The organism is uncultured Aliiroseovarius sp., from assembly GCF_947492455.1.
Taxonomy (GTDB): Bacteria; Pseudomonadota; Alphaproteobacteria; order Rhodobacterales; family Rhodobacteraceae; genus Aliiroseovarius.
In genome coordinates, this window is record NZ_CANLNB010000002.1 from 158141 (window position 1) to 181379 (window position 23239).

Annotated in this window: 21 protein-coding genes; 10 read left to right on the top strand and 11 right to left on the bottom strand. The window is 60.2% G+C overall.

The features are described from left to right. The first annotated feature begins 132 nt into the window (after positions 1-132). From Q0677_RS04180 to betB, 3 genes are all read left to right on the top strand, one after another. A complete protein-coding gene (locus Q0677_RS04180; RefSeq protein ID WP_298906206.1) occupies positions 133-1245 on the top strand; it encodes a Ppx/GppA phosphatase family protein in 1113 nt (370 codons plus the stop codon). After that, positions 1245-2006 (top strand): RlmE family RNA methyltransferase, encoded by a 762-nt coding sequence (locus Q0677_RS04185; RefSeq protein ID WP_298906207.1) that lies wholly within the window; start codon positions 1245-1247, stop codon positions 2004-2006. The genes Q0677_RS04180 and Q0677_RS04185 overlap by 1 nt, the downstream gene beginning before the upstream one ends. A 169-nt stretch (positions 2007-2175) precedes the next feature. After that, complete coding sequence (betB, locus tag Q0677_RS04190) at positions 2176-3630, top strand: betaine-aldehyde dehydrogenase (RefSeq protein ID WP_298906208.1); 1455 nt, start codon at positions 2176-2178, stop codon at positions 3628-3630. 60 nt (positions 3631-3690) lie between these two features. On the opposite strand, the gene Q0677_RS04195 is transcribed toward betB, so the two are convergent. From Q0677_RS04195 to Q0677_RS04205, 3 genes are read right to left on the bottom strand one after another with little or no spacing between them, the layout of a single operon-like run. Beyond that, complete coding sequence (locus Q0677_RS04195; RefSeq protein WP_298906211.1) at positions 3691-4911, bottom strand: multidrug effflux MFS transporter; 1221 nt, start codon at positions 4909-4911, stop codon at positions 3691-3693. After that, positions 4908-5576 carry a DsbA family oxidoreductase gene (locus tag Q0677_RS04200; protein WP_298906214.1) on the bottom strand — a complete coding sequence of 223 codons (669 nt, stop codon included), beginning with the start codon at positions 5574-5576 and terminating at the stop codon, positions 4908-4910. Before Q0677_RS04200 ends, Q0677_RS04195 begins: the two co-directional genes overlap by 4 nt. A gap of 54 nt (positions 5577-5630) precedes the next feature. After that, positions 5631-7175, bottom strand: coding sequence for a class I adenylate-forming enzyme family protein (locus tag Q0677_RS04205; RefSeq protein WP_298906217.1), 1545 nt, complete (start codon positions 7173-7175; stop codon positions 5631-5633). 78 nt (positions 7176-7253) lie between these two features. On the opposite strand from Q0677_RS04205, the gene Q0677_RS04210 reads away from it, so the two are divergent. Next, positions 7254-7880 (top strand): XRE family transcriptional regulator, encoded by a 627-nt coding sequence (locus Q0677_RS04210; protein WP_298906220.1) that lies wholly within the window; start codon positions 7254-7256, stop codon positions 7878-7880. Positions 7881-7883: 3 nt separating this feature from the next. Here Q0677_RS04210 and arsB read toward each other — a convergent pair whose 3' ends face one another. Both arsB and Q0677_RS04220 read right to left on the bottom strand, forming a co-directional pair. Further along, positions 7884-8903, bottom strand: a complete 1020-nt coding sequence (gene arsB / locus Q0677_RS04215; protein WP_298906222.1) for an ACR3 family arsenite efflux transporter — start codon at positions 8901-8903, stop codon at positions 7884-7886. Between the two features lie 66 nt (positions 8904-8969). Beyond that, positions 8970-10757, bottom strand: a complete 1788-nt coding sequence (locus Q0677_RS04220; RefSeq protein WP_298907482.1) for an extracellular solute-binding protein — start codon at positions 10755-10757, stop codon at positions 8970-8972. Positions 10758-11155: 398 nt separating this feature from the next. On the opposite strand from Q0677_RS04220, the gene Q0677_RS04225 reads away from it, so the two are divergent. Together Q0677_RS04225 and Q0677_RS04230 are read left to right on the top strand one after the other, a co-directional pair. Continuing rightward, positions 11156-11929, top strand: coding sequence for a 3-hydroxybutyrate dehydrogenase (locus Q0677_RS04225; protein WP_298907484.1), 774 nt, complete (start codon positions 11156-11158; stop codon positions 11927-11929). Between the two features lie 2 nt (positions 11930-11931). Next, positions 11932-12984 (top strand): patatin-like phospholipase family protein, encoded by a 1053-nt coding sequence (locus Q0677_RS04230; RefSeq protein WP_298906224.1) that lies wholly within the window; start codon positions 11932-11934, stop codon positions 12982-12984. Here Q0677_RS04230 and Q0677_RS04235 read toward each other — a convergent pair. Both Q0677_RS04235 and Q0677_RS04240 read right to left on the bottom strand, forming a co-directional pair. Beyond that, positions 12981-13610 carry a LysE/ArgO family amino acid transporter gene (locus Q0677_RS04235; RefSeq protein WP_298906226.1) on the bottom strand — a complete coding sequence of 210 codons (630 nt, stop codon included), beginning with the start codon at positions 13608-13610 and terminating at the stop codon, positions 12981-12983. The genes Q0677_RS04230 and Q0677_RS04235 overlap by 4 nt on opposite strands. Then, complete coding sequence (locus tag Q0677_RS04240) at positions 13607-14356, bottom strand: DUF502 domain-containing protein (protein ID WP_298906228.1); 750 nt, start codon at positions 14354-14356, stop codon at positions 13607-13609. Before Q0677_RS04240 ends, Q0677_RS04235 begins: the two co-directional genes overlap by 4 nt. Before the next feature lie 212 nt (positions 14357-14568). Here Q0677_RS04240 and ligA point away from each other — a divergent pair, with 212 nt between their 5' ends. The 3 genes from ligA to Q0677_RS04255 all read left to right on the top strand — a co-directional run bounded on the left by ligA (position 14569) and on the right by Q0677_RS04255 (position 19043). Beyond that, positions 14569-16698 (top strand): NAD-dependent DNA ligase LigA, encoded by a 2130-nt coding sequence (gene ligA, locus Q0677_RS04245; protein WP_298906231.1) that lies wholly within the window; start codon positions 14569-14571, stop codon positions 16696-16698. Further along, on the top strand, positions 16698-18788 hold the full coding sequence (recG, locus tag Q0677_RS04250; protein WP_298906233.1) for an ATP-dependent DNA helicase RecG: 2091 nt from the start codon (positions 16698-16700) through the stop codon (positions 18786-18788). Before ligA ends, recG begins: the two co-directional genes overlap by 1 nt. 132 nt (positions 18789-18920) lie before the next feature. Further along, positions 18921-19043 carry a hypothetical protein gene (locus Q0677_RS04255; protein WP_255464714.1) on the top strand — a complete coding sequence of 41 codons (123 nt, stop codon included), beginning with the start codon at positions 18921-18923 and terminating at the stop codon, positions 19041-19043. Positions 19044-19244: 201 nt separating this feature from the next. Here Q0677_RS04255 and Q0677_RS04260 read toward each other — a convergent pair whose 3' ends face one another. Next, the gene (locus Q0677_RS04260; protein WP_298906235.1) at positions 19245-19688 is read right to left on the bottom strand and encodes an iron-sulfur cluster assembly scaffold protein; all 444 of its coding nucleotides are present in this window, start codon (positions 19686-19688) and stop codon (positions 19245-19247) included. Between the two features lie 70 nt (positions 19689-19758). On the opposite strand from Q0677_RS04260, the gene hisI reads away from it, so the two are divergent. Continuing rightward, positions 19759-20118, top strand: coding sequence for a phosphoribosyl-AMP cyclohydrolase (gene hisI, locus Q0677_RS04265; protein WP_282064819.1), 360 nt, complete (start codon positions 19759-19761; stop codon positions 20116-20118). Between the two features lie 64 nt (positions 20119-20182). Here the strand turns inward: hisI and gluQRS are convergent, their stop codons facing one another. The 3 genes from gluQRS to Q0677_RS04280 form a co-directional block, all read right to left on the bottom strand. Then, complete coding sequence (gene gluQRS, locus Q0677_RS04270; RefSeq protein ID WP_298906239.1) at positions 20183-21046, bottom strand: tRNA glutamyl-Q(34) synthetase GluQRS; 864 nt, start codon at positions 21044-21046, stop codon at positions 20183-20185. Positions 21047-21059: 13 nt separating this feature from the next. Further along, complete coding sequence (gene trmFO / locus Q0677_RS04275; RefSeq protein ID WP_298906242.1) at positions 21060-22406, bottom strand: methylenetetrahydrofolate--tRNA-(uracil(54)-C(5))-methyltransferase (FADH(2)-oxidizing) TrmFO; 1347 nt, start codon at positions 22404-22406, stop codon at positions 21060-21062. A gap of 365 nt (positions 22407-22771) precedes the next feature. Beyond that, positions 22772-23173: a VOC family protein gene (locus tag Q0677_RS04280; protein WP_298906245.1), complete on the bottom strand. Its 402-nt coding sequence runs from the start codon at positions 23171-23173 to the stop codon at positions 22772-22774. Positions 23174-23239: the final 66 nt, after the last annotated feature.

Here is a 23239-nt window from a genome sequence, read left to right on the forward strand (position 1 = left end):
GCTATGCCACGCGCCGTGAAAACCTTTCATGTTGATTATGACATGAGAGCGTTACATTTGCTGTCCGCAGGGATTGCCAGCACCGGCCATGCACCCTATCTTGAGGGTAACTTGAAATGGAGGGCGTAACCTATGACGCCCAAGCGTCCCAAAGGTGCGGGCGCGTTCCCGAAAGCGGTAGAGACCCCCGCGCCATCCCCCGTGGATCCGGCCAGCCTGTACGCGGCTCTGGACCTCGGCACAAACAGTTGTCGCATGCTGATTGCCCAGCCAAAGGGCAGTCAGTTTCATGTCGTGGACAGCTTCTCGAAATCCGTGCAATTGGGCCGGGGGCTTGAAGCCTCGGGGCGGCTCAGCCGTTCATCTATGTCGCGCACCATTCAGGCACTACGGATTTGTCGCAAGAAACTGATCAAGCATGATGTGAAGCGGATGCGCCTTGTCGCGACCGAGGCGTGCCGCCGTGCGACCAACGGCAAGGCCTTCATGGCCAATATCCGGCGTGAAACCGGGTTGGATCTGGAAATCATCAAGCCCGAGGAAGAAGCGCGTCTGGCCGTGGTGTCCTGCGCGCCGCTTGTGTCTACCAAGACCGAACAGCTTTTGGTCGTCGATATCGGCGGCGGCTCGACCGAGCTTGTCTGGATCGACCTGTCGAAAGTCCCGCCGCTGGATCGCGCGCAGTCTATCATGCGGATGGGGCGCGGGTTTTCGGGCGGCGTTGGCGACTTCCCGGCCGCCAGCGTGGTCGACTGGATTTCCGTCCCGCTGGGCGTGGCGACATTGCGCGAGATGTTTGATGATGTGGAAGACGACGCGGGCCGCTATGCCCTGATGTCGGTCCATTTCGAAGAACAACTGGCCGAGTTCAGCCCCTTCCACCACGAACCCCCGCGCGAAGGGTTCCAGATCATCGGTACCTCGGGCACGGTCACGACCGTTGCCGCGACCCATCTGGGGCTACGCCGCTATGACCGCACCCGTGTGGACGGGCTGCGGATGACGTCCGAACAGATCGAGCGCGTGATTCAGGGCTATCTGGCGATGGGGCCCAAGGGACGGCGGGTGAACTCGCATATCGGGCGGGATCGGCAATCGTTGATCATGTCCGGATCGGCGATTTTGCAGGCGCTTCTGCGCGTCTGGCCGACAGATCGCTTGTCAGTTGCGGATCGTGGCCTTAGAGAAGGCATCCTTTATTCTCAAATGTCCTCGGACGGCGTGTTGGAAGGCGGACCTTTCTGATGTCTCAAGACGGTGGTAACTCCGGCGGCTCCCAAGGGGGCGGCAACAAGTATTCAAAGCGCACGCGCAAAAGCTCGGGTCGGGGGCAACGCGATCTGACGGTGAAGGTAAAAACCGCGCGGGGGCGGCGTAGTTCGTCGACGCGGTGGTTGCAGCGTCAGCTCAATGATCCCTATGTGCAGCGTGCGCAGGCCGAGGGCTATCGCGGCCGCGCGGCCTATAAGATCATGGAGTTGGATGATAAATTCCGGTTCCTCGTGAACGGCGCACGCGTGGTGGACTTGGGCTGTGCGCCGGGGGGCTGGGCACAAGTCGCCGTGCCGCGCATCAACGCGTTGGGCGAGAAGTCCGGCAAACGCATCGGCACATATCTGGGCGTCGACCTGCAAGAGGTCGAGCCGCTGGCGGGTGCCCGGTTCGAACAGCTGGACTTCATGGAAGATGACGCGGACCAAGTGGTGCGCGAGTGGTTGGGTGGCAAAGCCGACGTGGTGATGTCCGACATGGCGGCCGCCAGCTCGGGTCACAAACAAACCGACCACCTGCGCATCATTTCGCTGTGCGAGGCCGCAGCCTATTTCGCCTTCGACGTGCTGGACGAAGGCGGCACCTTTGTTGCCAAGGTGCTGGCAGGCGGGGCTGAAGGTGAGCTTCAGAAACTGTTGAAGACCAAGTTCAACAAGGTGATGAACGTGAAGCCGCCGTCCAGCCGCTCGGACAGCTCGGAAAAATTCGTGGTCGCGATGGGCTTTAAGGGCTGATCTGTCCCTAATTTACAGGGGTGAGCGAAAACTGTGCGTTACGTCAACGGCGCGCGCTGCCCTTACTCTGTCGCCTTTTGAATAGCAGCCGGATGTCACATCTGACACAACCGGGCCAAACTGAACTGACGTCCCGCCCAAGTGTCGGGAAAAACTGGAAAGGTGCAACATGCGCGCACAACCTCAAGCCAGCCATTTCATCAACGGCGCCTATGTGGAAGACACGGCCGGAGCTGAAATCGACGTGATCTTCCCGGCGACGGGCGAGGTCATCGCGAAACTGCATTCTGCAACGCCCGCGATCATCGAGCAGGCAATCACCTCGTCGCTGGCCGCCCAGAAGGACTGGGCCGCAATGACCGGGACCGAGCGGGGCCGCATCCTGCGCCGCGCCGCTGATATTATGCGTGAACGCAACCATGATCTGTCGGTTCTGGAAACGCTGGACACCGGCAAGCCCTATCAGGAAACCAGCGTGGCGGACGCGACCTCGGGCGCGGATGCGCTGGAGTATTTCGGTGGTTTGGCTGGGTCGCTGACCGGTGAACACATCCCGATGCCGGACGGCGATTTCGTCTATACCCGCCGCGAGGCGCTTGGCGTTTGTGTGGGCATCGGTGCATGGAACTATCCGACCCAGATCGCTTGCTGGAAGGCAGCGCCTGCGCTGGCTTGCGGCAACAGCTCGATCTTCAAACCGTCCGAAACCACGCCTCTGTCGGCGCTGAAAGTGGCCGAGATCCTGATCGAAGCGGGTGCGCCTGCGGGCATTTTCAACGTCATTCAGGGTTACGGCGATGTGGGCGCCGCGCTGGTCACCGACGACCGCGTGGCGAAGGTTTCGCTGACCGGATCCGTGCCGACGGGCCGCAAAGTTTATGCTGCCGCCGCCGCAGGTCTGAAGCATGTCACGATGGAATTGGGTGGCAAGTCGCCCATGATCGTCTTTGATGATGCCAACGTGGACAACGCCGTGTCGGGCGCCATTCTGGGCAACTTCTATTCCTCGGGTCAGGTCTGCTCGAACGGCACGCGCGTGTTTGTGCAGAAAGGCATCAAGGAAGCCTTTCTGAAGCGTCTGGCCGAACGTCTGGACGGCGCTGTGATTGGCGACCCGCTGGACCCGGAAACCTCGTTCGGCCCGATGGTCAGCGAAGGACAGTTGAACATCGTGATGAACTACATCGAGAAGGGCAAGGAAGAGGGCGCGCGTCTGGCCTATGGCGGTACGCGCATCGACGGTGACGGCTTCTATCTGCAGCCCACCGTATTCGCCGACGTAACCGACGAAATGACCATCGCCCGCGAGGAAATCTTTGGCCCCGTGATGTCTGTTCTGGATTTCGAGGACGAGGACGAGGTCATGGCCCGCGCCAATGATACCGAGTTCGGTCTGGCCGCTGGCGTCTTCACCAACGACCTGACCCGCGCGCACCGCGTGGTTGCTGGGTTCGAGGCCGGCACCTGCTATATCAACACCTATAACGACGCGCCGGTCGAGGCGCCGTTTGGGGGCTCGAAAGCTTCGGGTGTGGGGCGCGAAAACTCGAAAGCGGCGATTGAACATTATTCCGAGTTGAAGACGGTCTATGTCCGCCTCAGCGATCTGGAAGCACCGTTCTAAGGCGCTGCAATCACATTAGAAAAGCCGCCCAGCCAAATGGCTCGGGCGGCTTTTTCAATTTTAGTGGTCGTTTTTGCGATCAAACTGCATCAGCGCCAGCGCAAGGCCCGAACAGATCGTGACGCCGGTCATCAGGGGCAGGGGCGTGCCGTTGAAGGCCAACCCGATGGGCGCAGCAATCGCCATTGCCGCCACGGTTGGAAGCGCGCCGATGATCGCGCTTGCGGTTCCGGCGACATGGCCAAGCGGTTGGATCGCCAGCGCGTTCAGGTTGCCAAAGCTCAGCCCGTTCAGGAAGAACAGGGTGGTGGCCCAGAGGCAGAAGATGACCAGCGCGCCATGTCCCTGTGGTTCGTACATGCACCAGAAGGTCAGGGTCAGACCTGCCAAAACCGTCTGCGTGGCAAAGCCCGCTTGCGCCAAGCGACGCATGCCGATCCGCATCACCAGCCGTGCATTCAGAAGGCCGGAAGCCGCCGAAAACACTGTGATCAGCGCAAAATAGACCGGCCATTTCGTGCCTGCCCCTAGAACGTTGACAAAGATCTGCTGGGCAGAACTGATGAAGGCGATCAACTGGGCAAAGGCAAAGGTAATCACGCCCATATAGAGCAGCGTGACACGGCTTTTCATAACGATTGCAAAGGCTTCCAGTGTCGGTCGGGGCGACAGGGGGCGGCGGCGTTCAGGTGCCAGCGTTTCGGGTTGGCGCAGAAGGAACCATGTCAGAATGGCGATGGCCACTACGATATATGTGGTGAACATGTGCCGCCAGCCAAAGCCCAGAACGATCCATTGGCCAATCAGAGGGGCAACGGCCGGGACGAGAACAAAGAAGGTAAAGGCCATCGAGTTGACGCGCGCCATCTGGCGCCCTTCGTACAGGTCTCGGGTCATCGCCATGGCACAGGTGCGCGGGCCAGCGGCGCCCAGACCTTGGATGAAACGCCAGAACAGAAGCGCCTCAAGCGATTGCGCCCAGAGGGCCGCGAAGGCTGCGAACATGTACAACAACATGCCCAGCGCCAATGAGCAGCGGCGACCGATCGCGTCAGACAGGGGGCCGAAAATCAACTGCCCAGCGCCCGCGCCAATCACGAATGAGCTGATCAAAAGCTGCGCGCGGTTGACGTCTTCGGGGACGAGAAGGGAGGCGATTTCCGGCAGCGCGGGCAGGATCGAGTCGATCGAGAACGCCACCATCGAAAACAGGGCCGCCATCAGCAGCACGTATTCGCGCAAGCGTAATGGCTCGACCGGAGGGTTGGCTATCAACCTCACTGAATGGGCGTCCCGCTTTGATCATCGGCAGTGTCCAGTTGCGCCATGATGTCGTCAATGACCTGCTGCCACAGTTTAATCGGTTGCGCGCCCGGCACCACATGCTGGTTCGCGATCACGAAGGTCGGGACCGAGTTCACACCCTTATGGCGCGCATCCATGTCGCGGGCCAAAAGGTCGCTTGCATCCGCGGACGAGGCCAGAAGCCGCGCCACCATCTCGCGCTCCATACCGGCGCTGGCGGCGATGTCGCATAGGACCTCATTGTCGCCAAGATCACGTCCTTCGACGAAATAGGCACGGAACAGGCGGTCGACCACCGCGTTTTGTTTCCCCTCAAGCCCCGCCCAATGGATCACGCGATGTGCGTTCATTGTGTTTGGCGTGCGCTTGATGGCTTCCAGATTGATCTCGACCCCCGACGCGGCGGCTTCTTCGATCACTGGCATATAGGCTTTCACGGCCTTTTCCTGACCACCAAACTTGGTTTCCAGATAGGTGCGTCGATCCATGCCTTCGGGCGGCATTTCCGGGTTCAGCTGGAAGGGATGCCACTGCACCTGAAACGGGTGATCAGGGCGGCTTTCCAATGCAAAATCTAATCTCGCTTTTCCGATGTAGCACCAGGGGCAGATCGGATCAGAGAAAATGTCCAGACGGATCATATGATACTCCTATAGCGGTTAGCTCTATCTGGGATTGATAGGTTTGGGAAGAGGTCAGGTGATATCTTTGTCGGTCTGGTCAACCAACAGGCGTAAAGTGGCGCGCGACAGCTTGTTATTCGTCGAGCGTGGCAAACTGTCGATCGGCCGGAACAGGCGCGGGCATTTATAGTGGGCCAGAAGGGCATGGGCATGTCGAGACAGCTCGTCGTCAGAAAGGGGGTCTTCTGTGGGGATATAGAAACACCCGATCACAGATGCATCTGCCTTCACGGAAACTTCAACACAAGCTGCCTCGCTGATGCCGGGGTGCTGGGCCATCACGGCCTCGACCTCGATCGGCGAGACGCGATAGCCGCCCGCGTTCATGATGTCGTCCGAGCGGCCTTCGTAGGTGAAAGCGCCGGTGTCGGACATCGAGGCGCTGTCACCGGTCAGGAACCAGTCGCCCTGAAACTTCGCGGCAGTGGCCTCGGGCGCGTTCAGGTATTCCAGCATCAAGCCGGGGTCGCTGCGGTGGATGGCAAGAGTGCCTGCGGTGCCCAAGGGAGCCGGTGCGCCGTCTGCGTCCAGCACAGCCAAGTGCCGCCCCGCCTGTCCAAAGCCCAGCGCGCCGTCTGGCGAGGGCCGTGTGGGCGATCCCGAGATGAAGGTCGAGCATTCGGACATGCCGAAGGCTTCATGAATGGGGGTGCCTGACTGCTCCTCCCACCGGGCGCGGGTGAGGTCGGGCAGTTTCTCGCCCGCCGACAGTCCATGGCGCAAGTTGGGAAGCTGGGGCAGATCGCTTTTCAGCATCTGACGATAGACGCCGGGGGCGGCTGCGAAGATGGTGACGCACTCGCGGCTGAGTAGTGCGGACAGATCGTCTGGGGTGCTGCCTGCCGCTGGGATCAGCGCGGTCGCACCGACAGACCACGGATCCATCAGCCCGGTGCCCAGCGTATAGGTCCAGTTGAACGCGCCTGCATGCATCACGCGGTCGTCTTCGGTGATCCCGTACCAACCATCCCACATCATCTGTCGCGCCCAGATTGCGCGGTGGGCATGTAGCACGGCGCGCGCTTGGCCCGAGGTGCCCGAGGTGAAGATGATATAGGCGGGGCGCTCGGGGTTGCCTTGGTGATAGGGCGCCGGGGGGAGGTCGGTGAACCCATGCAGCGTCTCTGTGTCGATCACCTTGCACGGCGCAGGCGCGGGTAGGGCGATGCCGGGATCTGCGATGATCAGCGCAGGTGCGACCAGATTGGTCATGCGCGTGATCTCGGTTTCGGTCAGCTGGGACGAGCTGGGAATTGGGACAAGCCCCGCGGCGATGGCGCCCAGAAAGCCCAGCGGGAAGTCCACTGTGTTGCCAAGGCGCAGCAGCACGCGGTCTCCGGGTTGCAGACCTTGGTTCTGAAGTCCTGTTGCCACGCCCAGAACTGCGCGTTCCAGTTGGGCATAGGTCCATGTCGCGGCACCCTCTGTCTCTGCCGAGACGATCCTCAACGCCACCTTGTCGCCCAACCGATCTGCATGTTGCAGCACGTATTCCGCCATGTTGAATGGCGTTGGCGCGGGGGCAAGCGGGGAGGAGGGCGTGAGTTCCGAGATCATCGTTCTGATGTGCCAAGGGATGGCCCCAGATGCAAGCCGCGTGGTTGCATCAGCGCAGATTGTCTGTATGGAGGGGGTATGACGAAAGCCGACCAACCCAGCCTGATCAAGCTTGCCCGCGAAACCGGGGAAGACTTGCCCGATCCCAATCCGTTGAACTTGGGCGAACGTGTGCGCGAGCTGCGCAAGTCGCGCGGCTGGACGTTAGAGCAGGCGGCGGGGCAGGCGGGCCTTGCACGCTCGACTCTGTCGAAGATCGAGAACGGTCAGATGTCGCCCACCTATGAGGCGCTGAAAAAGCTGGCCGTGGGGCTTGAGATCACAGTGCCGCAGCTGTTCACCGCGCCGAAGTCTGCGCAGGTGTCGGGCCGGATGGCGGTGACCAAATCGGGCGAAGGCGCGTCGCACCCCACCACAACCTACGAGCACGAGATGCTGGCAGGCGCACTGACGAAAAAGGCCATGCTGCCCTATCGCGCCCGCGTCCGCGCACGATCATTTGACGAGTTCGACGGCTGGGTCCGCCATGACGGCGAGGAGTTCCTCTATGTCCTAACCGGCGCGATCCGCCTGATCACCGAATTCTATGAACCGGTCGAGATGCGGCGCGGGGACAGCGCCTATTACGATGCCTCGATGGGGCATAACGTGATCTCGGTCAGCGAAGAGGATGCAATGATCCTGTGGGTGACCTCGCTGACCTAAGGGTCAGGTGCTGGGAAACCAATGGCGGGTGCGGTTGGCAATTGCCACCAGCGACAGCATCACTGGAACTTCAACCAACACACCGACGACAGTGGCCAGCGCTGCACCTGAGTTCAGGCCAAAGAGCGAAATCGCCACAGCCACAGCCAATTCAAAGAAGTTCGACGTGCCGATCATGCAGGCCGGGGCCGCGATGTTATGCGGCAGCTTCATGGCTTTCGCAGCACCATAGGCGATGGCGAAAATGCCGTAAGTCTGGATCAGCAGCGGCACGGCGATCAGCACGATGGCCAGCGGTTTCGCCAGAATGGTCTGCGCTTGAAAGCCAAACAGCAGCACGACGGTCGCCAGCAGGCCCACCACGGACCACGGTTTCAGACGTGCCAGAAAGCCATCCAGCGCGGCGGGGCCTGCCTTAATCAATCGTGCGCGGGTCACGATGCCAGCCGCGAGCGGCAGGACAACATACAGGATGACAGACAGCAGCAAGGTCTCCCACGGGACAGTGACGTCCGAGATGCCCAGAAGGAAGGCCGCGATGGGGGCGAAGGCGAAGATCATGATCACGTCATTCACGCTGACCTGCACCAGCGTGTAGGCCGGATCGCCCTTGGTCAGTTGGCTCCAGACAAAGACCATCGCCGTGCAGGGCGCCACGCCCAACAGGATCATGCCCGCGATATATTCATTGGCGGTTTCAGGCTCGACCAGACCGGCAAAAATTACGCGGAAGAACAGCCAGCCAAGGGCTGCCATGGTGAAGGGTTTGATCAGCCAGTTGATCACCAGCGTCAGCACCAGCCCTTTGGGGCGGCGGCCGATATCTTTGATCGACGCGAAATCGACCTGCACCATCATTGGATAGATCATAACCCAGATCAGCACGGCGACCACAAGGTTCACCTTGGAAATCTCAAGCGCTGCGATGGTTTGGAAAAGACCGGGCATCAGGTTGCCCAGGAATACGCCCGCGATGATGCACAAGGCGACCCAGACGGACAGAAAGCGTTCGAAAATACCCATGAGACCTCCGGGCGGCAGATGATCGCGTTGCGCGATGCCTAGCCGCCGCCCGGAGTCAGTTCAACTTTATTCTTCGTACCACCAGATTTCCGGCTGGAAACCAAGATAATCGCCATACATCGGGATGCGGGCGGGGAAGTGCAATTCCTTGGCGTGGGCGACATGCGACAGTTCGCTATAGCCCAGCGGAATGACGAAACGGCTGGCGGTCAGAACGCGGTCCAAGGCCTTTACGGCAGCGCGGAAGCCGTCTTGATCCTCGGCAGTCAGCATGGCGTCGATCAGCGCGTCGATGGCCGGATTCTTCACGCCCATCCAGTTGCGTGAGCCTTCGGTGTCGGCGCTCTCGCCACCCCAGTAAAGCTTCTGTTCGTTGCCCGGAGACAGCGACAACCCGCGCCAGTAATAGGCCATGTCGAAGTCAAACGCGGTGGTGCGTTCCTTGTACTGGGCGCTATCGACCGAGGTGATCGTTGGCGTGATCCCCAGACGCGACAGCGCGGCCGAGAAGATCTCGATCTCTTGCCGGTTTTCATCGGCACCGGACTTCAGCAGGATCTCGAAGGTGAAGGGCTCGCCTGCGGCGTTCTTCATCACGCCGTCCTGCACGGTCCAGCCAGCCTCCTCCATCAGACCCATCGCGGTACGGATGCCCGCGCGGTTGCGTTCGGAGCCGTCCGATACAGGCAGGCTGTAGCCCTCGATCGCGCCGGGGGGGATATCGCCGGCCAATCCGTCCAGCAGCGCGCGCACTTGGCCTTGGGCTTCCTCGCCGGGGGCCATGCCCAGAACCGAGTTGTGGAAATAGGACTGGATGCGGCGCTTCGTGTTGCCGTGGATCGTCTGGTTGATGAATTCGAAGTTGAACGCATGGATCATCGCGTCACGAACCCGAATGTCTTGGAAGACCGGGCGACGGGTGTTCATAACATATCCCTTAATGCCGGTCGGGCGCTGATGCGGGATGTCGGACAGAACAATGTCGCCCGATTCAACTGCCGGGAAGTTGAACTGCGTGGCCCATTTATGTGCATTGGTTTCACGGTGGGTGTTGGATTCACCAGCTTTGAACGCCTCAAACGTCACGCCGCCGTCGCCGTAGTAATCAAAGCGGATTTCATCCAGATTGGCCTGACCTTTCATGAAGGGCACGTCCTTGCCCCAGTAGTCGGGGTTCCGTTTCAGGGTCAGATAGCGACCGGGCTCGAAATCGCCAATCACGTAAGGCCCCGAGGTGATGGGCAGCACATCCACACCGGACTCGTCGAAATTCGCGGCCTCCCACTGGGCTTTCTTCAGGATGGGGCGCATGCCCAAGATTAGGGGCAACTCGCGGTCTTCGGTGTTGAAGGTGAACTTGATCGAACGCGTGCCGGTTTGCTCCATCGTTTCGATCTTGTTCCATGCGCCGTGATAGCGCGGGTGGCCCTTGGTACCGAGCGTCTCATACGACCACATCACGTCGTCCACGGTGACGGGCGTGCCGTCCGAGAACGCAGCCTCTTCGCGCAGTGTGAACTCAACCCATGTGCGGGCGTCGTCGGTCTCGATGGTCTCGGCCAGCAGGCCATAAAGCGTGAAGGGCTCGTCATAGCTGCGGCCCATCAGGCTTTCGGCCAGCATGAAACGCAGCTGCCACGGCGTGCTGCCTTTGCGGATGTAGGGATGCAGGCTGTCAAAGCTGCCAGCCTCGGCAAACACGATGCGGCCCCCTTTGGGCGCGTCGGGGTTCACATGGGGCAGGGCGGTGAAATCAGCGGGCAGGGCGGGGTCGCCATACATCGCGATGCCATGCTGCGGTTCGGCCTGTGCGGCCAGCACCGTCGACAGCGTCACAACACCCGTTGCGATCATCCCGCGAAGCTTCTGGGTCATATTAGTTCTCATTGCGAAACAATCCTTCACGTCCCTGATTTATCTGGGGAAACACTAGAGGTGGAAATCCGCCTTTTCAAACTTTTAGCTTGGATAAAGGCGCCTAACCGCTTATAAAGAATGCACTGCTCGATAGGTTTCTTGCCTGTATGAAACCTGCCTCAATAACTTTACGCCCGCCTTGTGCGGGCGTTTTTTTTATGGCGAATCCGGAATGACGTGATCGCGCAGAGCGCGTTGTGAGCTGGATGAAGAATCGGGTGATTCCAAAGGTAACTTTCCCCGCGTGAAAGCACTGGTGCCTTGGAATCCTTGCGTTATGCTGCACCGCAACAGATTTATGCTTGTGGATAAGGAGCCCCAATATGGCCATCACCATGTCACTGGAAGGCAAAGCAGCCGTCATCACCGGATCAAACTCGGGCATCGGCCTTGGGGTCGCCAAAGAATTGGCGCGTGCAGGCGCAGATGTCGTACTGAACTCGTTCACCGATTCGCCTGAAGATCATGCCATTGCCGCCGAGATCGCCGACGCGTTCGGCGTAACCGCGCGCTATATTCAGGCCGACATGTCCGATGCCGAGGCCTGCCGCGCCCTGATCGAAAAAGCCGGGCGCTGCGATATCCTGGTGAACAACGCCGGCATTCAGCATGTCGCCCCGGTCGAGGACTTTCCGATCGACAAGTGGAACGCGATCATTGCGATCAACCTTAGCTCGGCCTTTCACACCACTGCCGCTGCTGTTCCAATGATGCGTGCAAATGGGTGGGGGCGCGTGATCAACATTGCCTCGGCACATGGTCTGACCGCGTCGCCTTACAAATCCGCTTACATTGCTGCCAAGCACGGCGTGGTCGGGCTGACCAAAACGGTCGCGCTGGAAACCGCCGAGGATCCGATCACCGCGAACGCAATCTGCCCCGGCTATGTGCTGACCCCGCTGGTCGAAAGCCAGATCCCGGATCAGATGAAGACCCACGGCATGGACCGTGATCAGGTGGTGCGTGAGGTCATGCTGGCCCGTCAGCCGTCGAAGGACTTCGCCACGGTCGAACAGATGGGCGGCACGGCGACCTTCCTGTGCTCGGACGCGGCAGCACAGATCACTGGCACGACGATCTCGGTCGATGGTGGCTGGACGGCGCTGTAAGCATGGCCTCGCCCAAGCGGATCAACTTGGCCCTGCAGGGTGGGGGCGCGCATGGTGCCTTCACGTGGGGCGTGCTGGATTGCCTTCTGGAAGATGAAGGGATCGAAATCGCCGCAATCTCGGGCACGTCGGCGGGTGCCTTGAACGGCGCTGCCGTAAAGGCCGGGTTGGTTGCGGATGGGAAGGGCAATGACCGGGATGCGGCGCGCGCGTCTCTGGATGCGCTGTGGAATCGTTTGGCGGGGGTGAATGACCTGCGCCTGACCACATGGTTTGCCCAGTTCGCCCCGCACAGCGACCTGATCAGCCAAGCGTTGGAAGCGACGCCGGTTTTCGCGTGGGCCGATATGGCCAGCCGCGTGGTTAGCCCTTACGCCTATGGTCCGTTCTATGCGAACCCGCTGAAATCGGTGGTGGAGGCGTTCGACTTCGATCAGGTCTGCGCCGACACGGGTCCGCAACTGCATGTCTCGGCCACCAATGTGCGGACAGGTAAGATTCGGGTGTTTCAAGGCGACGAGATCTCGACCGAGGCGATCCTTACCTCGGCTTGCCTTCCAACCTTGTTCCAAGCGGTCGAGTTAGAGGACCCGAAGACCGGCAAGATCGAGGCCTATTGGGACGGTGGCTATACCGGCAACCCGGCGCTGTTCCCGCTGTTTGACCGCGCGCTGCCTGCCGATGTGGTCGTGGTGAACATCAATCCGCTGTTTCGACCAGACGTGCCCACCACCGGGCAGGACATCCAGAACCGCATCAATGAGATCAGCTTTAACTCGTCGCTCCTGCGCGAGTTGCGGGCGATCAGCTTCGTGAAGCGGTTGATTGCCGAGGGGCAGATGTCCTCGGACAAGATGCGGGACGTGCTGGTGCATATGATCGCGGATGACGCCTTGATGCGGGATCTGTCCATCGCGACCAAACTGATCCCGACCGCCGTGATGTTATCGCGTTTGAAAGAGGCTGGGCGTAAGGCTGCCGAAGCCTTCCTTGCCGCGCATCGTAGCGACCTGAACACCCGCAGCACCGTCGATCTGGAAGAGATGTTTGGTTAGTGGAGCGTGCCGTTTGCGACGCCCAGCAATAGCTTCGCCGCAATGGCCCACATCACCACGCCAATGATCACGTCAAGAACCCGCCACGAGGCGGGTTTTTGCATGATGGGGGCCAAGAACCGCGCACCATAGCCGAGCGAGAAGAAGAACACGAAGCTTGATAGTACGGCACCCGTGCCAAAGGTAATGCGGGTTGGCCAGTCAGGATATGACGTCGAGATCGCGCCGATCAGGCCCAGCGTGTCCAGATAGACATGCGGGTTGGCCCAGGTAAAGGCCGCCGCGATGGCCAGAGTGGCCCACAACCCGCGCGATTTTCCCGCGATCTCCATCGCGTAGTTGCCTTTCCACGCCGCCATGAACCGCATCAACCCGTAGACGATCAGAAAAGCGGCCCCGGCCAGTGCCATGACAGTGGGTAAGGACGGCATCGCCTCGACCAAAGCGCCAAATCCGGCGACGCCTGCGGCAATCAGAAACGCGTCCGACGCCGCACAGAACAGGCACAGCCAGAAGACATGCTGCTTCATCAGCCCTTGCCGCAGGACAAAAGCGTTCTGCGCACCAATCGCAAGGATCAGGGAAAACCCGGTGGCAAATCCGGTCAGGGCAGGCGCGATGGTCATTTGGCGTTGGGTGTTTCAGCCGGCGGTTGGCTGGGGTCCTTCGAATTGGGATAGACAAGCCCAGCCGAGATCACCAGCTTGGCTGCATCCTCGACCGTCATGTCCAGCTCGATCACCGAATGGCGCGGGACGAACAGCAAGAAGCCCGAGGTCGGGTTCGGTGTCGTCGGCAGAAAGACCGAGATGATGTCCTCATCCACCGGAATGCGCATGTCGACCTCGCCCTTGGCTTTGGTCGAGATAAAGGCAATCGCCCAGATTCCTTTGCGCGGGTACTCGACCAGACAGGCCTTGTCGAACTTGGTGTCGGTCGACTGGCTGAACACAGTCTCGGCGATCTGCTTCAGACCGTTGTAAAGCGAGCGTACGACCGGCATGCGGTCCACGATCCCTTCGCCCCAGGACAGGAATGATCGACCAATCAGGCCCTTGGTGATCCAGCCCACCAGCACGGTGAAAATCAGGAACACAACGACGCCCAGACCACGCACGTTGACGCGGACATCTTCGCCAAACAGCATCTTGAACCAAGCGCTGTCACCAAAGAGCCAGTCAATCAGGGCATCCGGTTGATAGGCGGCGGGTACAAACGGCAGAACCCAGCTGTCGATCCAGCCCACGAAGGTCCAGATCAGCCAGATGGTGATGGCAATGGGAACCACGACCACAAGGCCCGCAAGGAAGTTGTTGCGCAGGCCGGTAAAGGGGCGCCACTTGCGCCTGTGATGGTCGTCCTGATCGTGCATGAAGGTGGGTTCCCGTATCTTCTTGCGCGAAACTTATGTGCTCGGGGTGAAATCGGCAATAGCCGTAACGTCAATTTGCTCTGTTCAGTATCTTGTGAAGCTGGGATTTTCAGGGGCTTAGGCGTGCGGTGCGCGGGTTGGGGGTGGACGCGCTGTGACGGAACCGCATATCACTTTCCTAAGTGACCTATTCAGAAAGTAGCCGACCCCCGATGACCGCGCCCAGCCCGATCGCCGTAAATGACCTGACCGAAGCCCAGGCGAAAGACGAACTTGCCCGGTTGGCCGCGCTTCTGGCCGCTGCCAATCTGGCCTATCACGGCAACGACGCGCCCGAGATCTCGGACGCGGAATACGATGCCGCCAAACGCCGAAATGCTGATATCGAGGCGCGTTTTCCGCAGCTGAAGCACTCCGACAGTGCCACGGATCAGGTGGGGGCCGCGCCCTCGGACGGATTTGGCAAGATCGCGCATGAGGTGCGGATGCTGTCTTTGGGCAATGCGTTCAGCGACGAGGATGTTTCGGAGTTCGAGGGGCGCATCCGGTCGTTTCTTGGGCTTTCTGCCGATGCGCCGCTGGCTTTGACCGCAGAGCCGAAGATCGACGGGCTGTCGCTGTCGATCCGCTATGAGTATGGAAAGCTGGTCCATGCCGTGACCCGTGGTGACGGATCGGTGGGCGAGAACGTCACGGAAAATGCACTTACAATCAAAGATATACCGCAAGTTCTTGAAGGTGCTCCCGAGGTGCTGGAGGTGCGGGGCGAAGTCTATATGTCCCACGAGGATTTCGCGGACCTGAACGCCCGCTACACGGCGCGCGGCGGAAAAACCTTCGCAAACCCGCGCAACGCGGCTGCGGGGTCATTGCGCCAGTTGGATGCCTCGATCACCGCGGATCGTCCGCTGCGTTTCTTTGCCTATGCATGGGGCGCGCTGTCGGCGCCGTTGGCCGAAACTCAAATGGGTGCGATTGAGCGTCTCGCTGCGCTCGGTTTTCAGACCAACCCGCTGACCCAGAAATTTACCGATCTTCAAGACCTTCTGGCCCACTATCGCAGCATCGAAGCACAGCGCGCCACGCTGGGCTATGACATTGACGGAGTGGTCTACAAGGTGGACGATCTGGCGCTTCAGGCGCGGCTTGGCTTCCGCTCGACCACGCCGCGTTGGGCGATTGCACACAAGTTTCCCGCTGAAAAAGCGTGGACGCGGTTAGAGGCGATCGACATTCAAGTCGGGCGCACCGGCGCGCTGTCTCCGGTTGCGCGTTTGCACCCGGTCACTGTGGGAGGCGTCGTCGTGTCGAACGCGACGCTGCATAACGAGGACTACATTGCTGGCCGCGACAACACCGGAGCCGAGATCCGGGGCGGCAAGGACATCCGTGTCGGCGACTGGGTCGAGGTCTATCGCGCGGGTGACGTGATCCCCAAGATCTCGGACGTGGACCTGTCAAAACGGCCCGACGACGCGCAGGTCTACGAGTTTCCTGATGTCTGCCCTGAATGCGGGTCAGACGCGATCCGCGACGAGGGCGATGCGGTGCGCCGCTGCACGGGCGGCATCATCTGCCCCGCGCAAGCCGTTGAAAAGCTGAAGCATTTCGTCTCGCGCGGGGCGTTTGACATTGACGGTTTGGGGGCCAAACAGGTCGAGATGTTCTATCACGACGACGTCCTGCCAATCCGCGAACCCGCCGATATATTCACGCTGAAAACCCGCGATGCGGGGCAATTGGCACGGCTGAAAAACCGCGATGGTTGGGGCGAGAAAAGCGCCGTGAAGCTGTTTCAGGCAATTGAAGAACGGCGTGTAATCCCCTTGAATAAAGTGATTTTCGCGCTTGGCATTCGGCATGTCGGCGAAAGCGCCGGAAATCTTTTGGCGCGCCATTATGGCACATGGGAGGCGTTCGAGACCGCTGTGACCGCCGCGACGCCGGGCACGCCGGAATGGGACGATCTGGTGTCCATCGACGGCGTGGGCGCTGTGATGGCGGGGTCGCTGGTCGCGGCCTTTGCGCAGGACCGCGAGCGCGCCTCGATCGACCGCTTGGTGGCAGAGTTGGACGTACAACCCGTTGAAGCGCCGAAAACAGAAGGCAGCCCCGTTGCAGGCAAGGTCGTTGTCTTCACCGGCACGCTCGAAAAGATGACCCGGGCCGAGGCTAAGGCCCGCGCGGAATCGCTTGGGGCAAAGGTGTCGGGGTCAGTCTCGGGCAAGACCGATCTTCTGGTGGCCGGACCGGGCGCGGGATCGAAGACCAAAAAAGCCGCCGATCTGGGGGTTGAAACCATCGACGAAGACAGCTGGCTTGAGCTGATCGGAGACGCCTGATGTCCACCCGGCCCGAAATCCTGTTCCCTCTGTTCGCCAAGCTGGAAACGCTGGGTGGGATCGGGCCGAAGACTGCCAAGTCTCTGGAAACGCTGGGGATAACCCTACCACGTGATCTTCTGTTCTGGCTGCCCCACGCGGGGATTGATCGGAAATTCCGAGCTTCCGTGACCGAGGTTCAGCCGGGCGACATGGCCACGGTCGAGGTTGAAGTCGGTCCGCATCGCCCCGGACGGTCGAAGAACGCGCCCTATCGGGTCGAGGTCTCGGACCCTCTTACGACGTTTGAGCTGGTGTTTTTCCACGCCAATACACGCTGGCTTGAGCAGCAGCTACCAGTGGGTGCGAAACGTGTGATCTCGGGCAAGGTTGAGCACTTCGACGGGCGTGCGCAGATCGTGCATCCAGATTTCATCCTGCCGCCGGGCGAGGTCGGGCAGATACCTGATTTCGAACCGGTTTATCGGCTGACGGCGGGGGTCACTGGCAAAACAGTGATCAAGGGCGTGGGCGATATTCTGACCCGTCTGCCGATGTTGCAGGAATGGGTCGATCCCGCCTTGAAAGAGCGCGAGCACTGGCCGGACTGGCACGAGGCGTTACGCGCGGCCCATACACCCGAAGGCCCGGACGATCTGTCTCCACAATCACCAGCGCGGCGGCGGCTGGCCTATGACGAATTCTTCGCCCATCAACTGACGCTCGCCTTGGCCCGCGCGACGGTTCGGCGCGGCAAAGGGCGCGTCAGCATCGGCACAGGCGCGTTGCGCGACAAGGTGCTGGCGGCGCTGCCCTATACCCCCACCGGCGCTCAATCCCGTGCGGTCGAGGAAATCGCCGCCGATATGGCGGCTGGTACCCGGATGAACCGGTTACTTCAGGGCGATGTGGGGGCGGGAAAGACGCTGGTCGCGCTGTTGTCTTTGCTGATCGCGGTCGAGGCAGGCGGGCAGGGCGTGATGATGGCGCCTACGGAAATTCTGGCCCGGCAGCACTTGGAAGGGTTGCGCCCACTGGCCGAGGAAACTGGTGTGGTGGTTGAGATTTTGACCGGCCGCGACAAGGGGTCCGAACGTCGTCGCAAGCTTGAGGCGTTGAAAGACGGCAACATTCACATTCTGGTCGGCACCCACGCGGTGTTCCAAAAAGATGTGGAGTTTCAGGACCTTCGTCTTGCCGTCGTCGATGAACAGCACCGGTTCGGTGTGGCCCAGCGGATGGAATTGGGGGCGAAAGGTACGGCGTCGGATGTGCTGGTGATGACCGCCACGCCGATCCCGCGCAGCTTGGCGCTGGCACAATACGGCGACATGGATGTCTCGGTGCTGGACGAGAAGCCACCGGGACGCAAACCGATCAAAACCGTGCTGATTAACACCGGACGGCTGGACGAGGTGGTCGAACGGTTGCGCAGCGCGATTGCCGATGGCGCGCAGGCCTATTGGGTCTGCCCGTTGGTCGAGGAAAGCGAGGTCATGGACATGACCGCTGCCGAGGAAAGGTTCAAACATCTGCGCGCCGCCTTGGGTGAAGGTGTCGTCGGTATGGTGCACGGTCAGATGGCCGTCACCGAGAAAGACGCCGCGATGGCCGATTTCGTCGCAGGTAAGACCAAGCTCTTGGTCGCCACCACGGTGATCGAGGTGGGCGTGGACGTGCCCAATGCCTCGATCATGGTGATTGAACGGGCGGAACATTTTGGACTGGCGCAGTTGCACCAGTTGCGCGGACGCGTTGGGCGCGGGCAGGCGGCCTCGACCTGTTTGCTGATGTATCAGGCCCCGCTGACCGAGGGTGGTGAAAAGCGTCTGTCGGTCATGCGCGACACTGAAGACGGGTTCGTAATTTCCGAGGCCGATCTGGAAATGCGTGGCGCAGGGGACGTTCTGGGCACCGCACAATCCGGTCTGCCGCGCTTCTGGGTCGCGGATCTGGAACATCAGGCGGGACTGATGGCCGTGGCGCAAAAAGACGCGCGTTTGTTGCTTCAGCAGGACCCGGATCTGAGCAGCCCGCGGGGGCACGCCGCCCGTGTTCTTCTGTGGCTCATGCGACAGGACGAAGCGATCCGTTTGATTTCAGTGGGTTAGCGCTTATGTTCTCAAAAGTTCACAAATGTTCTTAAAAAGTTCTTTACAGAACGGTCTTCGATATGCGAACAAAATAGCAACACGGATGCAGTGACACACACTGCCCAGAAGACAGAGAGCAGGAGTAACCCCATGTTGAACGATGTCAAAATCGCATTGTCCCGGTCCTCGACCACGATTGTCTCGGACACGCTTGGGGCGATTTCCTTGCTTGTGCTGCTTTTGGGTGCGCTGCATCTGCCCGGGATGATTTGATCCCACACAGTTTCTGCCTGCGGATGGTCTGATCCAGCATCATGTCCCAAAGAAGCCTTCTGTCCCGAAGCCTTCACGATGCCTTCGACGGAGTACCGCCCGTCACCTGCCTGTCGGAATGTTTGCCTCTTCCCGACGCTATTTGGATGACCCGAACCGCATCACTTCCGCCGCCTCCCTGCCAGGAGCGCGGCGGTTTTTTTATGCGTTTGCTTTGGCGTTGTCGAAGGCCTCGATGGCGGCATTGAAGGCCAGCAGGATCGAGGCGTGGCGGTTCTTGAATTCACGCGCGGGCTGCAGCACTTCATAGCCGTCGAAAGGGGCCGTGGGGACGGGGCCAGCGTCTTTCAGCATAGCAGTGAGTTCGTCGCGGCCTCGTTCCAACGTGGGGCGGTCCAATCCGATGATGACTTTGCCAAGGATCGACGCGGACGCCTGGCCTAGGGCGCAGGCTTTGACGTTTTGCGAGTAGTCCGAAATGTGATCCCCGTCGAGTGTCAGCGCTGCTGTCACGGTCGATCCGCAAAGCGGCGAGCGGGTTTTGGCCTCGCCCTGTGGCGCCTCCAACGGGGCCTGATGCGGGATCGCGGCTGCCAAGGACAGGATCTGCTTGGAATACAGCTTGATCAGGTCAGTATCGCTCATATCCGGGCCTTTCGTCGGGCGTTCATCCGCTCTACATAGAAGCGCAGTACCGGAAAGAAAAGGACAGGCCATGACATTTGATGCGAGCCAGCTGAAGTTTGACGACAAGGGTCTGATCCCGGCCATCGCGCAGGATGAAGAAACCGGTGAGGTTTTGATGATGGCGTGGATGAACCGCGAGGCGGTGGAGAAGACGCTGGAAACACGCCGCGTCACCTATTGGTCGCGCTCGCGTCAGTCCTTCTGGATCAAGGGCGAAACCTCGGGCCATGTGCAAGAACTGGTAGATTTCCGGTTTGATTGCGACAAAGATTGCCTTCTGGTGCTGATCCGGCAGACAGGGGCTGCTTGCCACACCAACCGTCGGACGTGTTTCTATACCGCCGTGCGAGACGGGGAAGAGGTCGAGCTGATGGCGCCGATGGCGTGATATCGCGCCGGGGGTTTTGCCCCCCGGACCCCCGCAGGATATTTTGGACAAGAAAAAGAGAAGCTTACAGGCCCACCATCTGGCGGATGTCTCCGGGTGTTTTGCCCTCGGCACGATAGGTTGCGATGGCGCGTGCGTCGTCCCGTTTGGCAAGGCGTTTGCCGTTCTCATCGCGGATCAGGCGGTGGTGGTTGTAGATGGGTGTAGGCAGGCCGAGCAGTTTCTGCAGCAGAACGTGGATATGTGTGGCGGGCTGGATGTCTTTGCCGCGCACCACATGGGTAATGCCTTGGGCGGCGTCGTCCAATACCACGGACAGGTGGTAGGAGCCGAGGAAGTCGCGGCGGGACAGAACAATGTCTCCGACCTCTGGTACCATGTCTTGGGCAGGGGTGCAGACGATTCCATCTGTTCCCGTCGATTGTTCGGTGTAGCAGAGTTCTGGATGGTTAACCGCGTCGAGCGCGTTCTGCATGTCCAAGCGTAGGGCTTGGTGCTCGGGAAAGGCCGCGCGGCGGTCGGTCTTTGTGCGGCAAGTCCCCGGATAGATCAGCCCATCGGGGCCATAGGCGGGTTCAGCGCCTTCTTGAGGGGCGCTGGCAGCGGAGGCGATATCGCGACGGGTGCAGGTGCAGGGGTAGAGTAAGCCACGGTCCCAGAGGATGTGGAGCGCTTTCTCGTAGTCTGACAGCCGGTCCGACTGGCGCATGGGCGTGTCGTCCCACGTGATGCCGAGCCATGTCAGATCGTCATAGATCTGCTCTTCCCAGTTTGGGCGGGAACGGGTACGATCGATATCTTCGATCCGCAGCAGGAATTGGCCCCCAACAGAACGCGCCATGTCATGTGCCAGTAACGCAGAATAAGCGTGGCCAAGATGCAGTGGGCCAGTGGGGCTGGGCGCAAATCTGGTTATGAAGTCAGTCATTTGCGCGCAGCCGTCATGAGAAGTTCGTCAGCCAATCCGACCATTCCACTTTGGCGCGGTCGGTATAGGCTTTGTAGCGATCCTTTCGCCCGCGACGTCCGCCTTTCAGCCCGTCAACCGGCCGGAAGAGGCCGAAATTCACGTTCATCGGCTGGAAGGTTTTCGCTTCAGCCCCACCGGTGATGTGGTGGATAAGTGCGCCCATTGCGGTGTCTTGCGGCACAGTAGGCAGGTCAAGGTCGAGGATCTCGGCTGCGGCCAGACGACCAGCCAGCAGACCCATCGCCGCGCTTTCCACGTAACCTTCGACGCCAGTCACCTGACCCGCAAAACGCAGGTTCGGGCGGGACTTCAGGCGCATCTGGTTGTCCAGAAGCGTAGGCGAGTTCATGAAGGTGTTGCGGTGGATGCCGCCCAGACGCGCGAAGGACGCGTCTTCAAGGCCCGGAATTGTTTTGAACACCTCTGCCTGCGCGCCGTATTTCATCTTGGTCTGGAAACCCACGATGTTGAACAGCGTCCCAAGCGCGTTGTCGCGGCGCAGCTGCACAACGGCATAGGGCTTGTTTTCAGGGTCATGGGCGTTGGTTAAACCCACCGGCTTCATCGGGCCGAAGCGCAGGGTTTCGCGGCCGCGTTCGGCCATCACCTCGATCGGCAGGCAGCCGTCGAAATAGGTGGCCGTTTCGCCCTCGTGGAACTCAGTTTTATCGGCGGCCAGAAGCGCGTCGATAAAGGCTTCGTATTGGTCCTTGGTCATCGGGCAATTCAGATAGGCTTTACGCTCTTCCTCGGTCTCGCCCTTGTCGTATCGCGACTGCGCCCAAGCTACGTCCATATTGATCGTGTCGGAATAGACGATGGGGGCGATGGCGTCGAAGAAAGCCAGCCGCTCGGCACCAGTCTCGCGGGCAATTGCTTCGCCGAGCGCGGGCGAGGTCAGGGGGCCGGTTGCGAAAATCCAGTTGCCGTCCGTTGGTAGCTCCGAGATCTCGCCATATTCCACGCGGATGTTGTCGCGGGCGCGCAGCTTTTCGGTCACGGCAGCGCTGAAGGCATCGCGGTCCACGGCAAGCGCGCCGCCAGCGGGCAGGCGGTGCTGATCGGCGGTGGTCATGATCAACCCGTCGGCCTGGCGCATTTCCCAATGCAGAAGGCCCACGGCGTTTTGTTCGTCATCGTCCGATCGGAAGGAATTCGAGCACACCATTTCAGCGAAATCGCCGGTTTGGTGGGCGAAGGTTTCCACCTGTGGGCGCATTTCATGCAGCACCACGTCCACACCCATATGCGAAGCCTGCCAGGCTGCTTCCGATCCGGCCATTCCGCCGCCGACGATATGCAAAGTCTTGTCTGTCATGCCCCGCAGATAGGGCATCATTTGGAAAAAGAAAAGCCCGCCATGGGGAATGGCAGGCTTTTCCGGGTGAGGGAAAATTCACCCGTGCCCCGGAAATCGGGGACGCCCTTTCTGGTCTTTGGGGTGGGGTGGACCAGAAAGGATTTGCTGTTGAAAACACAGACCTATTCACATTGCAGTCGGCAATCGAACGTCTGGTAACTCGTCAAATATGAAGTTGTTCTTTGATCCTAGTGAGCGCGTTAGGGTTGTAGACAATATATGGGCAATTGAGGCAAAAATATGAAGATGTGTGGCGAAATTGTGTGGTGAACTCTAGCTGTAGCTGAAATTCAACACTTCTATACGCTTTGCAGCGGTGGGGTTTAGAGTCGGGAGGGCTGCATAAGATCCCACGGGTTTCCGTGCAGATCTTCAAAGACGACAACCTTCCCATATGGTTCTGAACGCGGGGCCTCGCGGAAATGCACGCCCGCATGTTGCATCCGTGCGTACATGCCGTCGAAATCATCGGTAAACAGAAAATGCCCAACGCGCCCACCGGCTTGACGCCCGATGGTGTCGGCCTGTTCGTCCACTGCCTTGGCAATCAGAAAAGCGGTTTCTGCGGTGGGGTGAGGCGCCATGCGCACCCAGCGTTTGCCACCGCCCATGTCCGTATCTTCCAATAACACAAAACCCAATGCGGACCGAAACCACGCGATGGCAGCGTCATAGTCGTCCGTCAGAAAGGTGATCAAGGCGAGGCGATTTGTGGGGTGGCTCATGGGTGCTCCTGCTATCTATCTAAGAAGAAAGACAGCAGGAGTGTTAGTGTGCAAGCCCCGATCATC